Origin of the sequence: Klebsiella sp. HMSC25G12 (genome assembly GCF_001807705.1) — a bacterium.
Taxonomy (GTDB): domain Bacteria; phylum Pseudomonadota; class Gammaproteobacteria; order Enterobacterales; family Enterobacteriaceae; genus Klebsiella; species Klebsiella variicola.
In genome coordinates this window covers 80,064-94,154 of sequence record NZ_KV789876.1, presented here as the reverse complement: position 1 = coordinate 94,154, position 14,091 = coordinate 80,064, and the positions used below count along the sequence as shown (strand labels likewise).

At 59.0% G+C, this 14,091-nt stretch carries 12 protein-coding genes; 5 read left to right on the top strand and 7 right to left on the bottom strand.

The features are described 5' to 3' along the window. The first annotated feature begins 44 nt into the window (after positions 1–44). From HMPREF3096_RS11090 to HMPREF3096_RS11080, 3 genes are all read left to right on the top strand, one after another. Complete coding sequence (locus tag HMPREF3096_RS11090; protein WP_004205441.1) at positions 45–758, top strand: TerC family protein; 714 nt, start codon at positions 45–47, stop codon at positions 756–758. A gap of 123 nt (positions 759–881) precedes the next feature. After that, on the top strand, positions 882–1,100 hold the full coding sequence (locus HMPREF3096_RS11085; RefSeq protein WP_002915974.1) for a YgdI/YgdR family lipoprotein: 219 nt from the start codon (positions 882–884) through the stop codon (positions 1,098–1,100). A gap of 220 nt (positions 1,101–1,320) precedes the next feature. Continuing rightward, complete coding sequence (locus HMPREF3096_RS11080; RefSeq protein ID WP_008806332.1) at positions 1,321–2,361, top strand: NADP(H)-dependent aldo-keto reductase; 1,041 nt, start codon at positions 1,321–1,323, stop codon at positions 2,359–2,361. 104 nt (positions 2,362–2,465) lie between these two features. On the opposite strand, the gene lplT is transcribed toward HMPREF3096_RS11080, so the two are convergent. Together lplT and aas are read right to left on the bottom strand one after the other, a co-directional pair. Continuing rightward, a complete protein-coding gene (gene lplT, locus HMPREF3096_RS11075) occupies positions 2,466–3,659 on the bottom strand; it encodes a lysophospholipid transporter LplT (protein ID WP_032731205.1) in 1,194 nt (397 codons plus the stop codon). Next, entirely contained in the window at positions 3,652–5,811 is a 2,160-nt protein-coding gene (gene aas / locus HMPREF3096_RS11070; protein ID WP_012540651.1) for a bifunctional acyl-ACP--phospholipid O-acyltransferase/long-chain-fatty-acid--ACP ligase, read from the bottom strand. The genes lplT and aas overlap by 8 nt, the downstream gene beginning before the upstream one ends. Positions 5,812–6,431: 620 nt before the next feature. Between aas and galR the strand changes: the two genes are divergently transcribed. After that, entirely contained in the window at positions 6,432–7,448 is a 1,017-nt protein-coding gene (gene galR, locus HMPREF3096_RS11060; protein ID WP_008806335.1) for an HTH-type transcriptional regulator GalR, read from the top strand. On the opposite strand, the gene HMPREF3096_RS11055 is transcribed toward galR, so the two are convergent. The 4 genes from HMPREF3096_RS11055 to HMPREF3096_RS11040 all read right to left on the bottom strand — a co-directional run bounded on the left by HMPREF3096_RS11055 (position 7,409) and on the right by HMPREF3096_RS11040 (position 11,498). Continuing rightward, complete coding sequence (locus tag HMPREF3096_RS11055; RefSeq protein WP_012540650.1) at positions 7,409–7,888, bottom strand: GNAT family N-acetyltransferase; 480 nt, start codon at positions 7,886–7,888, stop codon at positions 7,409–7,411. The genes galR and HMPREF3096_RS11055 overlap by 40 nt on opposite strands. After that, a complete protein-coding gene (locus HMPREF3096_RS11050) occupies positions 7,885–8,658 on the bottom strand; it encodes a GntR family transcriptional regulator (RefSeq protein WP_004205433.1) in 774 nt (257 codons plus the stop codon). The genes HMPREF3096_RS11055 and HMPREF3096_RS11050 overlap by 4 nt, the downstream gene beginning before the upstream one ends. A gap of 67 nt (positions 8,659–8,725) precedes the next feature. Further along, complete coding sequence (locus HMPREF3096_RS11045) at positions 8,726–10,153, bottom strand: glycoside hydrolase family 1 protein (protein WP_070544425.1); 1,428 nt, start codon at positions 10,151–10,153, stop codon at positions 8,726–8,728. 7 nt (positions 10,154–10,160) lie between these two features. Beyond that, on the bottom strand, positions 10,161–11,498 hold the full coding sequence (locus HMPREF3096_RS11040) for a PTS sugar transporter subunit IIC (RefSeq protein ID WP_008806339.1): 1,338 nt from the start codon (positions 11,496–11,498) through the stop codon (positions 10,161–10,163). A gap of 299 nt (positions 11,499–11,797) precedes the next feature. Between HMPREF3096_RS11040 and HMPREF3096_RS11035 the strand changes: the two genes are divergently transcribed. Then, a complete protein-coding gene (locus HMPREF3096_RS11035) occupies positions 11,798–12,799 on the top strand; it encodes a LacI family DNA-binding transcriptional regulator (protein ID WP_162493303.1) in 1,002 nt (333 codons plus the stop codon). Here the strand turns inward: HMPREF3096_RS11035 and lysA are convergent. Further along, positions 12,792–14,054, bottom strand: a complete 1,263-nt coding sequence (gene lysA, locus HMPREF3096_RS11030) for a diaminopimelate decarboxylase (protein ID WP_008806341.1) — start codon at positions 14,052–14,054, stop codon at positions 12,792–12,794. The genes HMPREF3096_RS11035 and lysA overlap by 8 nt on opposite strands. Between the last annotated feature and the right edge of the window lie 37 nt (positions 14,055–14,091).

Here is a 14,091-nt window from a genome sequence, read left to right as displayed (position 1 = left end):
GCTTGCATATAATTGCTGCTTTCTATTTTGCAGGACTTTGAACAATGTTATTTGCATGGATAACCGATCCTAACGCCTGGCTGGCGCTGGGCACGTTGACGCTGCTGGAGATCGTGCTCGGGATCGATAATATTATTTTTCTCTCTCTGGTCGTGGCCAAGCTCCCCACCGCCCAGCGCGCCCACGCGCGACGGATCGGTTTGATGGGCGCGATGGTCATGCGCCTGGCGCTGCTGGCCTCTATCGCCTGGGTAGTGAAACTGACCAACCCGCTCTTCACCGTCCTCGGTCAGGAGATTTCGTTTCGCGACCTGATCTTGCTGCTCGGTGGGCTATTCCTTATCTGGAAAGCCAGTAAAGAGATCCATGAATCTATCGAAGGTGAAGAAGAGGGGCTGAAGACCAACGTCCACTCCTTTCTCGGCGCTATCGTGCAGATCATGCTGCTGGATATCATCTTTAGCCTCGATTCAGTGATCACCGCCGTCGGCCTGTCGGATCATCTGTTCATCATGATGGCGGCGGTGGTGATTGCGGTGGGGGTGATGATGTTCGCCGCGCGACCTATCGGCGATTTTGTTGACCGCCATCCTTCGGTGAAAATGCTGGCGCTGTCGTTTCTGATCCTCGTCGGCTTTACCCTGATGCTGGAAAGTTTCGACGTTCATGTGCCGAAGGGATACATCTATTTCGCCATGTTCTTCTCTATTGCGGTGGAGAGCCTTAACCTGCTGCGTAATAAGAAAAACCCGCTGTAAACCACAAAATTGCAGCCTGGTCACAGGCTGCAACCCTTTTTCAGACTTTACTGCTTTTTATGTCTCACAAATCAGGCTATTAATAGACGGGTATGGGGTGCAGCTACTCAAGAGGTGATGACGATGAAAAAATGGGCAGTATTGATTTCCGCCGTAGGACTGGCGTTCTCGGTTTCCGGTTGCAGCAGCGATTACGTCATGGCGACCAAAGATGGGCGAATGATCCTGACCGACGGTAAACCTACCGTGGATGACGATACCGGTTTAATCAGTTACGAAGATCAGCAGGGTAATAAAATGCAGATCAATCGTGACGACGTTTCGCAAATCATTAAGCGTTAATCTTTCCCCGTCGGCCCCAGCCTCTGTTGACGCTGCGCTTACCGACAACCAGTCTTTTGAGAAGAGTCGGGACACACCAGGACGCCGCGGGTTCCACCCACCGCCCCTCCTCGTCACCCGGCTTTTTTGATTTTTTACTTCCTCTTTTTCTCACCCTCTGCCATGTTGATACTCCTTTGTCGGGGAATGCCTGACCTTATAAATAAAAAGGAAGCTGGCTATGCAGTATCACCGTATCCCACACAGTTCACTTGAAATCAGCACCCTCGGGCTGGGGACCATGACCTTTGGCGAGCAGAACAGCGAAGCTGATGCCCATCAGCAGCTCGACTATGCGGTTGCCAACGGCATCAATCTGATCGATGTCGCCGAAATGTACCCCGTCCCGCCGCGCCCGGAAACTCAGGGGCTGACTGAAACCTACGTCGGCAACTGGCTGGCGAAACGCGGCAATCGCGAAAAGCTGGTGCTGGCCTCCAAAGTTAGCGGGCCCGCGCGCAATAACGACAGCAGCATTCGGCCCAATCACGTCCTGGACCGCAAAAATATCCGCGAGGCGCTGCACGCCAGCCTGAAGCGGCTGCAGACCGATTACCTCGACCTGTACCAGGTACACTGGCCGCAGCGCCCAACCAACTGCTTTGGCAAGCTGGGTTATACCTGGGCTGATGCCGCGCCCGCCGTGACCCTGCTGGATACCCTCGAAGCGCTGACCGAGTTCCAGCGCGCCGGGAAGATCCGCTACATCGGCGTGTCGAACGAAACCGCCTTCGGCGTGATGCGTTATCTGCACCTGGCGGATAAGCACGACCTGCCGCGGATCGTGACGATTCAGAATCCTTACAGCCTGCTGAACCGCAGCTTTGAAGTCGGCCTCGCGGAAGTGAGTCAGTTCGAAGGCGTGGAGCTGCTGGCCTACTCCTGCCTGGCTTTCGGCACACTGACCGGGAAGTATCTCAACGGCGCGAAGCCGGCAGGGGCGCGTAACACGCTGTTCAGCCGCTTTACGCGCTACAGCAGCGAACAGTCGCAGAAAGCGGTAGCGGCCTATGTGGATATCGCCAAACGCCACGGCCTCGATCCGGCGCAAATGGCGCTGGCCTTTGTGCGTCGGCAGCCATTTGTCGCCAGCACCCTGCTGGGGGCGACGACCATGGCGCAGCTGCAGGCCAACGTGGAAAGTTTGCAGCTTGAGCTGAGTGAAGAGGTATTAGCGGAGATTGAGGCGGTGCATCAGGTTTATACCTACCCGGCACCGTAAGAAAGCAAAGCCCCGGGTAGCGGCGTATACGCCACCACCCGGGCTACCGAAGAGCAGACATTGATGAACCCGTCGCCCGGTTAAGCGCAGCGCAAGCCGGGAGGTTATTTACGCCGCCCCCAGACCCACAGCGCGGCGATGGCCACGGCAAAGACCGCGCCAAACCCTATCCCAACGGCGACCGGCGGAACGCCCACGCTCACCGCCAGGGAATAGAGCCCCAGCATCAGCAGCATCGCCACGTTTTCGCCCAGGTTCTGTACCGCAATGGCGTTACCTGCCCCGACCGAATGTTTCCCACGCTCCTGCAGCAGCGCGTTCAACGGTACGATAAAGAACCCGCCGAACACCCCGAGCAGTAACAGCAGACCGAACGCCGGCAGCAGCGACTGCTGCACCGCAAAGGCCATCACCGCGATACCGATCAATATTCCCGCCGGCATACAGCGCGATACCGTCTCCAGGGTCACCAGCTTCGCCGCCGCCCCGGCCCCCAACACAATCCCCACCGCCACCATCGCATTAAGATAGGTAGGCATGGCGTTGCTGGTAATGCCCAGCGCCACCGGCACCCAGATCACCAGCAGGAAGCGCAGGGTCACGCCAGCGCCCCAGAACAGGCTGGTCCCCATCAGCGAAAAGCGGGTTTCGCCGTTGCGCCACAGCGTGCGGCAGGCGCTTAAGAAGCTGTGCGTCATTGGCTTAAAACGCCACGACTGCCCCGGGCGCGCCGCCGGCAGCCTGGGTATCCACAGGTTAGCCACTACCGCCCCGCCGTAGACCAGCGCGCAGACGATCAGCGCCGCCAGCACGTGCCAGTCGGCGAGGATCCCGCCGGCCATGGAGCCCAGCAGGATCGCCGCGATGGTCGAGGACTCCATCAGTCCGTTAGCCTTCACCAACTTATCGCCGGTGGTCAGTTCGCCGAGAATGCCGTACTTGGCCGGCGAATAGGCGGCGGCGCCAATCCCCACCAGCGTATAGCCGATAAACGGATTAACACCGAAGCAGATGCAGCCGGCGCCGAGCAGCTTCAGACCGTTGGCCACCATCATCACCCGGCCTTTGGCAAAGCTATCGGCAAACTGGCCGACAAAAGGAGCAAAAAGAATGTAAGCGCCCACAAACAACATCTGCAGGACCGGCTGGCTCCACTCCGGATAATAGAGCTGCTTCATCAGCGCCAGGGTGGCGAAGAGAAGCGCATTGTCGCCGAAGGCCGACAGGAACTGGGCGCAGATCACCGCCAGCATCCCTTTCGAGTACAGCGAAGGGTTAGTATGTACTGACTCACTCATGGGTTGTTTCCGCCTCGTCGACCATGTTTTTCAGGGTGACATAGTCTGGCTTGCCGCTGCCCAGCACCGGCAGTTGCTTCAGCCAGCGTATATCTCGCGGTACCGCCAGCTCCGGTACTCCGTGCTGGCGAGCGTAGCGCAGCAGGGCTTCGCGAGTCAGTTCATTATCGGTGGTAAACAGCACCAGCGCCTCGCCTTTGCTGGCGTCCTGTTTAATCGCCGTGGCGTGCATTTTGTCCGGCGACGCGCCGAGGGCCACCTGCTCCACCATCTCGAGGGAGATCATCTCGCCGGCGATTTTGGCAAAGCGCTTCGCACGGCCCTGGATGCGAACATAGCCCTGCTCGTCGAAGGTGACGATATCGCCGGTGTCATACCAGCCCGCTTCCTTCTCGCCGTGCTGGTTTTCCGCCGCTGGCGCTTCCAGCACCCCGGGGTTTTCCACCCGCAGGTAGCCTTTCATGATGTTCGGCCCTTTTAGCTGCAGCCGCCCCCCTTGCTCAATGCCTGGCATCGCCAGCAGGCGGGCGTCCATCCCCGGCAGGATACGGCCCACGGTGCCGACCTTCGCCGCCATCGGTACGTTAATCGATACCACCGGCGCGCACTCGGTCACGCCATAGCCTTCGAGAATGCGCAGGCCGAATTTATCCTGCCACAGCTGTTTGGTGCTCTCCTGCAGCTTCTCCGCCCCGGCGACCACATAGCGCAGGCGGTAGAAATCATACGGATTAGCGAAGCGGGCATAGTTGGCGAGGAAGGTCGAGGTACCGAACAGCACCGTGCAGTTGCGATCGTAGACCAGCTCCGGCACCACACGATAGTGCAGCGGGCTGGGATAGAGAAACACTTCTGCCCCGGTAAACAGCGGCGTCAACAGGCCGACGGTGAGGCCAAAGGAGTGGAACAGCGGCAGCGCCGACATAAAGCGGTCGTTGGCGGTAAAGTCGGCGATGGTTTTGATCTGCTCGACGTTGGCCAGCAGACTCTTATGGCTGTGCACCACCCCTTTCGGATTGCCCTCCGAGCCGGAGGTGAAGAGGATCATCGCCGCGTCTTCCGGCTGCTGCTTAACCTGCGCCAGACGCGGCGCCAGCAGATGTCCGAAAATCCATAGTTTGTCAGCGAGGGTGATATCACCTTTAAGATCTTCGAGGAATACCCAGCGTACCTGAGTCAGCTGCTCCGGCAGATGCCAGAGTTTGCCTTTATCGAGGAAGGTGCGTGAGGTAAAAATAGTGTTGATTTCCGCGGCGGCTATCGCGCTGCTGAGCCCTTTCACCCCGGCGGTATAGTTCATCATCGCCGGAATACGCCCGCGGGCGATAGCGCCGAAAATCACCGCCGCGCTGATGCCGGCGTTAGGCAGCATCAGGCCAATCTTTTCGCCCCGCTGGCTGTATTTTTCCAGAATACGGGCGACAAACAGAGTCTTGGTCAGCAGCTTGCGATAGGTATCCGGCTGGAAGTTGATATCCTCCACGCAGGGTTTGCGCGCGCCGAAGCGGTCCTGTGCCGCCAGCAGCGACTCATACAGGGTTTCCCGCGGACGCACTGCCATCCGGGCTTCCATCATGATTTGATGCAGCATTTCCCCGGCGATTTTCCGCCGGTCGCGGGCGCGCGGCGCCTCGGGCATCGGCAGATGGGTGGGCGGCAGCAGATGCAGCTGAATACGCGGGAACAGGCGACGCTTCACCAGCCCCTTCAGCCGGCTGAAGGGCGTCAGTTCGGCGCCGTCAATGCGTAGCGGCACGATGGTCGCCTGCGATTTGGCGGCGACAAAGGCGGCGCCGTCATAAATTTTCATCAGCGAGCCGCTAACCGAAATTCGCCCTTCCGGGAAGATAACCACCGGCCGCCCCTGCTCAATCAGCCGCACCAGATGTTTGATCGACATCGGTTTGGTCGGGTCCAGCGGTACAAAATCGATAATCGGCGTCAGCGCGCGCATAAACCAGCGCTGGCTGATTGAGGTATAGACCGCAAAAACCGGTCGGACCGGCAAAAACAGCGCCAGCAGAATGCCGTCGAGGAAAGAGACGTGGTTCGGGGTAATTAAGACCTTTTGCTGGTATAAAGCCTGCGTGTCGCCGGTCAGTCTGACCCGGTATAACCCCTTGAACAGCAGTCTGAAAAATCCCAAAAGCATAACAACTCCATGTGACCGGTGATGAGTCAAAGCAGGTTACACGAGAAGGCATGGGAAAGCAGTGCAGCGGGGAGATTTTCGGAATAAAAAAAACCTGCGCATCCGCGCAGGTCGGTGTAAGACGTTCAGTACGAAGAGCGTACCTAAGAAACTCACCTATCAATACCTCTGGGATCTCGATTGTCGCGTTTTTCGACCGTAACGGGCCAGCGGGAAAACGCAAGGGAGTGAGCCTAAGTGCAACCAGGTATTACGATTTTCGCTATCTGTAACAACGCCGATGGCGGGCAAAAAAAAACCTGCGCATCTGCGCAGGCTGGTGTAAGTAAAGTGGTCAACGTGACGTTGACTCCACCTATCAATACCTCTGGGATAGCCAGAATATCAACCGGATCCGCGAACAAACCAGCGAACATTCGCAACAGCGCATCGCAAAGTGTAAGCAAAGGTTTGTATTTCCCTGCGTCGGTTTCAATTAGCGATGACGTCAATGTAAACAGGTTACCCATAAGCCCGGTCTGAATCACATTTGCGCCATTCCTTCGCCGCCGCGCCTTGAATCTGCCGCTCTTTCCCGTAACATAGCAGTATGTAAACGCTTACCCTATAAAAGGCATGGTATGGCGACAATTAAGGATGTAGCCCGACTCGCAGGAGTCTCCGTCGCTACCGTCTCCCGCGTCATCAATAACTCTCCCAAAGCCAGCGAAGCCTCGCGTCAGTCCGTGGGCGCGGCGATGGAAACCCTGAACTATCATCCCAACGCGAACGCCCGGGCCCTGGCCCAACAGTCAACGGAAACCGTCGGCCTGGTGGTGGGTGATGTCTCCGACCCCTTCTTCGGCGCGATGGTCAAAGCCGTCGAACAGGTGGCTTACCGCACCGGCAACTTTTTGCTGATTGGCAATGGCTACCACAACGTGCAGAAGGAACGCCAGGCGATAGAGCAGTTGATCCGCCACCGCTGCGCGGCGCTGGTGGTGCACGCCAAAATGATCCCTGATGAGGAACTGGCGGGGTTAATGAAGCAGATCCCCGGCATGGTGTTGATCAACCGCATCCTGCCCGGGTACGAAACCCGCTGCGTGGCGCTGGACGACCGCTATGGCGCCTGGCTGGCGACCCGTCATTTGATCCAGCAGGGGCACACGCGTATCGGCTATCTGTGCTCAAACCACCATATCTCCGATGCGGAAGATCGACTGCAGGGGTACTACGCGGCGCTGGAAGAGAGCGGCCTGCCGTGCAATGACCGGCTGGTCGCCTTTGCTGAACCGGATGAAAGCGGCGGCGAACTGGCAATGACCGAACTGCTTGGCCGCGGCCGCCACTTTAGCGCCGTCGCCTGCTATAACGACTCGATGGCCGCCGGCGCGATGGGCGTACTCAACGACAACGGCATCGACGTCCCGCGGGAAATTTCGCTGATTGGCTTCGACGATGTCCTGATTTCGCGCTATGTCCGTCCGCGGCTGACCACTGTCCGCTACCCGATCGTCACCATGGCGACCCAGGCGGCCGAGCTGGCCTTAGCCCTGGCGGAGTACCGCCCGGCCCCGGAGATCACCCACCTGTTCAGCCCGACGCTGGTGCGCCGTCACTCGGTGGTCGCCCCGCTGGAAGGCGATAAATCGTAGCGATAGAGATGCACGGCGGTGGCCGGGTAATCCAGCCCCTCGCCGATGTAGCGCCAGCCGAAGCGTTCATAGAAATCCCGGCAGGCGGAGTAGAGATAGAGCTCCCGAAAGCCCGCGCGGCGGGCATAATCGATCACATGCCGCTGCAGTTTTCCGGCCAGCCCCTGACCGCGGGCGGCGGGCGCGACGTACAGCGCCGCCAGCCAGGGAAACAGATCCTGGCGGCTGATCAAGTCGCAGCGCCAGAGGCCAATCGTGCCGAGCAACTGCTCGCCTTCCACGGCAATAAAGGTCAATGGCAGCGCCTCCGCCGTCTGGCTATGCTGCACAATGCTGGCGAAAAACTCCCGCGGCAGCGTCTCGCCGCCAAAGGCGTGCCACAGCCAGTCGGTTACCTGCGGGGCGTACTGCGGCGCAGCGTACAGCGGCAGGATCGTCATACCAGCTTCCCCTGAAAAATCGGCACCGAGTCGAACAGATAGCCGTCAAAGTCGGGGGCGTCTTCATCGGACAGCTCCAGCAGACTGTTTTTGACGTTTTCCAGATGCTGCCACATCGCCTGCCAGGCGCCCATCACATCGCGACGCCGCAGCGCGGCGAGCAGCGTCTGTCGGTCACCGAGCCACTTCAGCCGCCAGGCGCGGCTGGCAATATGCACATTGAACTGTTGCCACAGCGGGCTGCTGTCCATCTGCAGCCAGATCCGCTCCACCGTCGCCAGCAGCATCTGATTCTGCGTCGCCCCGGCCAGCACCAGATGGAACAGACGAGCGTTATCCTGCGCGGTGTCGTTGAGGGCGATAGCCCGCTGCTCCTGCTCGATAATCCGCTTCAGATTGTCGATATCGGCGCGGGTGGCCATTTTCGCGGCAAAGGCGGCGATATTGCTCTCCAGCAGCTGGCGCGCCTGCAGAATTTCAAACGGACCGACGTCGCTGCTGAGCAGTTGCTCCTCTTCGCTGTCGTTTTCATGGGGAATACGCATGACGTACACCCCGGATCCCTGACGAATATCCACCGTCCCCTGCAGCTCCAGCATCAGCAGCGCTTCGCGCACGATGGTCCGGCTGACGCCGTAGGTTTCGGCAATATGGCGTTCCGGCGGCAAACGCGACCCGACCGGGTAGCGCCCCTGCGCGATCTGGGCGCGTAAGTCATCACCAATCTCCTGATAGGGCTTCTTTTCCGGCGGAATTATCGCTTTTTCCACAAAATCACCTGTGCGTTACATGCCTGCGAGTCAAATACGCCGCTATCTTAGCAAATATTGCCCCCGGCTAGCGGTATTCATCATCGATATCCAGCACCAGTTCAAGCCGTTCGCCCAGTTGACGAAACCAGTGCGCCGAGGCTTTGGGTCGCCGGGCGCGATGGTTTTGCAGGTCGATTTCGATAAGCCCGTAGCGGTTTTTAAAAGCGTTCATCGGCGATACGTTGTCGGTAAACGCCCACAGCATATAGCCCTGGCAGTTGGCCCCTGCCTCGCGGGCGCGCAGGGTGTGCCACAGATGTTCGCTGATAAAACGGATGCGGTAACTGTCATCGATGGTGCCTTCGCGGTTACGGAACTGGTCTTCGTTTTCCACCCCCATCCCACTCTCCGCCACGAACCAGGGGATGTTGCGATAGTCATTTTTGATCCGCATCGCCATATCAAAGATGATTTGCGGGTAGATTTCCCAGCCGCGGGAGGCGTTCATTCGCCGGCCGGGCAGCTCAAACGGCTCATAATACCAGGCCGGATGAAACGGGGTATGCGGATGCCAGGCCCGCGACGGGGCTTTGACCCGGTGCGGGTAGTAAAGATTAATCCCCAGCTCATCGACGGTGTGCTCGCGAATAATCGCCAGATCCTCCTCGCTGGCGTCCCACGTCACCTGATGCTGTTCGAGCAGTGCAAGAAGCTCCGGCGGCCAGACCCCGTGCACCAGCGGGTCGAGGAACATGCGGTTGTAGAACAGATCGTAGATCTCCGCCGCGCGCAGGTCATGGGGGGCGCGTGAGCGTGGGTAGGTCACCTCCGGATTGAGGATGCAGCCGACGGTCCCGGGATAGCCGAGCTCGCGAAACCGCTTCACGACGCTGGCGGTCGCCAGCACCTTATGATAGTTCCACTGCATCCAGGTGCTGGTGTTCTGCTCATAGGGCCAGCGCAGGGCATCCAGATAGACCCGGGTCTGTACCACAATTGGCTCATTAAAGGTAAACCAGCGGGTCACCTTCGGGTGGTAGCGGGCAAAGACCTGCTCCGCGTAGCGCACAAACAGCTCGACCACCTTTTTCGCCCCCCAGCCGCCATACTTTTCCAGCAGATAGCCGGGCAATTCATAATGCTCAAGGCAGATCATCGGCGTGATGCCGTTGGCCAGCAGCGCATCGAACAGCTGGTCGTAATAGGCCGCATACTCCTCATCCACCGTGACGTTTTCATAGTCGGTCAGAAAGCGCGACCAGTTGATTGAGGTGCGGTAGTGGGTCAGCCCGGCCAGCTTCATCAACTGCACATCTTCCTGAAAGCGGTTGATAAAATCGGTGGCCACCGCCGGGCCATAGCCGTTATGCCAGACGTGGCGGTCGTTTTTGTACCAGAGATCGGGCCAGGAGTCCTGCCCCGGTTTTTTCCCGCTCCAGCCCTCGGTCTGCCAGGCGGAAGCCGCCGCGCCAAGGATAAAATCATCGGGAATGGTCATCCGTACGGTAGTCATAGGCTCCTCAGACAGGGTTGGCGGTCTGTTGATTGTCGGCCTGACGCTGTGCGGCATCGGCACGGCGGGAGGCGATTTTGACGAAAGGCAGATAGATAAGCACCGCGGTCACGATACAGATAAGCTGGGTCACCACCGCCCCCATCGAGCCGGCGGTGGAGAGCCAGGCGTTGATCAGCGGCGGCGTGGTCCAGGGCACCATCACTACCGCCTTGCCGGCGAAGCCGGTCAGGGTGGCGAAATAGCCGATGCTGCCGGTCACCAGCGGGGTGATGATAAACGGGATAGCGAGGATCGGGTTGAGCATGATCGGCATCCCGAAGATCACCGGCTCGTTAATATTGAACAGCCCCGGGCCTATCGACAGCTTGGCGATCTCTTTCATCTCTTTACGCTTCGTGGCGATCATCACCGCAATCAGCAGGCCGATGGTCAGCCCCGAGCCGCCGATGCTCATGTAGACGTCCCAGAAGGGCATCGTGATAATGTTCGGTACCTCTTTTCCCTGCTCAAAAGCGCTCATATTGACGGTGATCGCCCCCAGAAGCAGCGGCTCGCGGATCGGCTTGATCATCTGGTTGCCGTGAATGCCGATCACCCAGAACAGCTGGGCGACGAACATCAGCAGCAGGATCCCCGGCAGGCTCTGCACCACCCGCTCCAGCGGCTGCTGCACCACCTGGTAGACCGCATCGTACAGATACATTCCCGTCAGTTGGTGAAAGAGAAAACCCAGGGTGGCGATCGCGGTGGTGGTGATGATCGCCGGGATCAGTGCCGAAAAAGAGGCGGAAACGTTCGGCGGCACGGTATCCGGCATTTTAATTTTCAGTCCCTTGCGCCCCTCCAGCCAGCAGTAAATCTCCACTGACAGAATGGCGATGAACATCCCGAGGAACAGGCTGCGGGTATCGGAGAACTGGCGCAGCAGGACATCTTTCACCACGTGCATCTGGCCATCGACCATCATCTCCACCGTCGTCGGCGTGACGCAGATAAAGCAGATCACCGCCAGCAGGCCGGGAAACAGGCTTTTGATGCCGTTGATCCGCCCCAGCTCAATACCGATCAGAAACACGGCGCCGATATTGAGGAAGTTGAGCGTGGCGTAGTTAAGCGCGCTGGTGATCGGCTTCAGCGCCGCAAGAAAGGAGAGCGAGGAAAAGCTGGCGAGCCCATTCTTCGGATCCAGCACCATATTGGAGATCAGTACCGAAAAGGCCCCGACGATGATCACCGGCATCAGAGTAATAAACGCCGATTTGATCGCCATAATGTAGCGATAGCTGTTGAATGTCGTCGCGAAACGCCCCAGCGCGTCGATCAGTTTGTCCTGTAATGCCATAAAAGAGTACCTCAGAGTAAAGGGCTTATTGCGGCCAGGTGAACAGCCAGAGACTTTTGGCATACCAAAACATAGTCGCCAGGCAAAAATAGTTCTGTGACAGCGCTCGCAACGCGCACTGTGGTATCCCAAATATCCGATAGAATCGACATTGGCATACCAGACTATGCCGGCTCGTCAGTTCCTGCCAAAAGCGTGATCGCGATGGTTTTTCCGCCCCGCCCCGTCGATATGTCCCTTTTCGGTCTGTGATAAACTGCGCTTTACCACGTGAAATCAGGAATCGATGAATGGCTACAATGCTGGATGTCTCAATTCGCGCAGGCGTCTCGAAAGCGACGGTTTCCCGCGTGTTGAACGGCACAGGTCAGGTGAAAGAGAGCACCCGCCAACAGGTCTTTAAAGCGATGGAAGAGCTGGGCTACCGGCCGAATTTTCTCGCACGCTCGCTGGCCAATCAGACCAGCAATAGTATCGGGCTGGTCGTCTCCACCTTCGACGGCTTCTACTTTGGCCGTCTGCTGCAGCAGGCTTCACGCCAGACGGAAGCCTGGGGAAAGCAGCTTATCGTCACTGACGGTCATGATACGCCGGAGCGCGAAGAGGAAGCGGTGCAGATGCTCGCCGACCGGCAATGCGATGCGATCATCCTCTATACCCGGCACATGAGCGAAAAGGCGATCATGTCGCTGATTAATTCGATCGCCATGCCGCTGGTGGTGATTAACCGCGATGTGGCGCAGGCCCGCGAACGCTGCGTGTTCTTCGAGCAGCAGGAAGCCGCCTTTCAGGCCGTTGAGTATCTGATTACCCAGGGCCACCGCGATATCGCCTGCATGACCGTCCCGATGCACACCCCTACCGGCCAGGCTCGCCTGCAGGGCTACCGCAACGCGCTGATAAAACATGGTATTGAGTGGGATCCGAGCCGGGTGAAGTACGGGGACTCGACGATGACCCGCGGCTACGAACTGTGCCGGGAACTGCTGGACGAGAAAGCCCGCTTCAGCGCGCTGTTTTCCTGTAACGATGATATGGCGCTGGGGGCGTCAAAGGCGCTGCATCAGGCGGGGCTGCGTATTCCGCAGGATGTGTCGCTGTTTGGCTTCGACGATGCGCCAAGCGCGAAATGGCTGGAGCCGGGGCTGTCGACGGTCTATCTGCCGATCGACAACATGATCACCACGGCTATCGATCAGGCGATCAAGCTTGCTAACCAGCAGCCGATAGAAACGATCCCGCCGTTTACCGGCACGCTGGTGTTGCGCGAGTCGGTAACGACGGGACCTTTTTTTAAATAAGCTCTAAGGCCAGCAGCTCCTGAATGGTCTGGCGACGGCGGATCAGCCGCGCCTTGCCGCCATCAAACAGCACCTCCGGCAGCAGCGGACGGCTGTTATAGTTGGATGACATCGAAGCCCCGTAGGCGCCGGTGTCATGGAGCACCAGATAGTCCCCAGGCACCACCGCCGGCAGCAGGCGGGTCTCGACTTTGCCCCCTTCCTGCTGGGTAAAGACGTCCCCGGATTCGCACAGCGGCCCGGCCACCACGGTTTCCACCTGCGGCGCGGCGCTGAGATCGCGACCATCCGCCGCCAGAGCGGTGATATGGTGATAGCTACCGTACATTGCCGGGCGCATCAGGTCGTTAAAGCCGGCGTCAATCAGCACAAAGTGACGGCTGCCCATCTCTTTCACGCTGCGCACCTGCGACACCAGCACGCCGGACTCGGCCACCAGGAAGCGTCCGGGTTCAATCTCCAGTTTCACCGGGTGCCCTAGATGGGCCGCGATCTGCTCCCTGGCGCGGTTCCACAGGCCATAATAGTGGGCGGTGTCGATGGCCTCTTCGCCTTCGCGGTAAGGAATCGACAGACCGCCGCCGGCGGAGATGGCCTGCAGATCCTGGCCAAAGTCGACGACCTGACGCACCATCGCGCCGCACACCTGCTCCAGGTGACCGTAGTCAACGCCAGAGCCAATATGCATATGGATCCCGACCAGCTGCAGCTGATAGCGACGCATCACTTCCAGCGCCGCCGGCAGGTGGCTGTACCAGATACCATGCTTGCTGTTCTCCCCGCCGGTATTGGTTTTCTGGCTGTGGCCGTGACCAAAGCCCGGGTTGACGCGCAGCCAGACGCGATGGCCCGGCGACACCTCGCCCAGCTGGCTCAGCATGTCGATCGAGCCGGCGTTCACCGGGATCTGTAACGCTTTCACCCGATCGAGGGTGGCGTCGTCGATCAGATCGGCGGTAAAGACGATATCCTCTGGATTCTGCTGCGGATCGTAGCCCGCCGCCAGCGCCCGCTCGATCTCCCCCAGCGACACCGAGTCCACCTTCACCCCCTGCTCACGCATCAGACGCAGAATATGAATGTTAGAGCAGGCTTTTTGCGCAAAACGTACCACGTCAAACTGGCTGAGCTGGGCAATCTGGCGGCGAATAATCTGCGCATCATAGACCCAGACTGGACAGCCAAATTCCGCGGGCAGGCGCAGCAGGTTATCCGCGGTCAGGTCAGTATCGGTGGCGTAAAGCGAGTGTGGCATAAGAACTCCGGTGCAGTGCGTGTGTTGGTCGCTGTTT